This window comes from bacterium (genome assembly GCA_024224155.1).
In the GTDB taxonomy this organism is placed as follows: Bacteria; Acidobacteriota; Thermoanaerobaculia; order Multivoradales; family JAHEKO01; genus CALZIK01.
In genome coordinates this window covers 1-742 of record JAAENP010000399.1, presented here as the reverse complement: position 1 = coordinate 742, position 742 = coordinate 1, and the positions used below count along the sequence as shown (strand labels likewise).

Below are 742 nucleotides of genomic sequence, written 5' to 3'. Positions count from 1 at the left end.
GGAGACGCTGGTCGATCCTGCACGTTTCCAAGGGACTTGTTATCGGGCAGCGAACTGGATCGAGGTCGGGCTCAGCGCGGGCCGCGGCCGGATGGACCGAACTCACCAACGCCATGGTCTGAGTCCCAAAAAAGTCTTCCTTTACCCTCTGGTTCGCGGCGCGGCGCGCCGGCTGCGGCAACGCTGAGGAGGCACGCGATGGGGACGCCAGCTCCGGACATGGCCACAGCTGAGCCCTTTGAGCAATCGCATGCCAAGTTTGCTGATATGCTTTGCTTTCTCAAGGGCGAGAAGGCAGGTGCGATGACGCACAGTGATCTGGAAAGGGAAATAGAAGAGCGAGGGCTAGAGCTTCTTCGGCGGATGTTTCAAGAGCACTTGGATCTGCGTAGCCCCGGCACGGCGACGGAGCCGGTGCGCGATGCGCAGGGCATACAGCGCGAGCCGACGCGGCCGCACGAGCGGATTCTGGGCAGCGTCTTCGGTCCGGTCGAGGTGCGTCGTGTGGGGTACGGGGCCGAGGGCTCGGCGAGCCTACATCCTCTGGACGGGGAGTTGAATTTGCCTCCGGAGCGCTACTCGCACGAGTTGCGTCGCCGGGCCGCTGTGGAAGTGGCGAAAGGCTCGTATGAGGAGGCTCTGGAGGCAGTGGGGAGCCACAGCGGCACGCAGGTTCCCAAACGTCAACTCGAAGAGCTGGCTCAGCGGGCGGCTGAAGACTTTGACGCCTTTTATGAGCAGC

At 63.2% G+C, this 742-nt stretch carries 2 protein-coding genes; both read left to right on the top strand.

Annotated elements, in window-relative coordinates; genetic code table 11:
* The coding region (locus tag GY769_19995; GenBank protein ID MCP4204204.1) for a DUF4338 domain-containing protein at positions 1-187 on the top strand (187 nt) is incomplete at its 5' end.
* 116 nt (positions 188-303) lie between these two features.
* On the top strand, positions 304-742 hold a 439-nt coding region (locus GY769_19990), incomplete at its 3' end, for an ISKra4 family transposase (protein ID MCP4204203.1).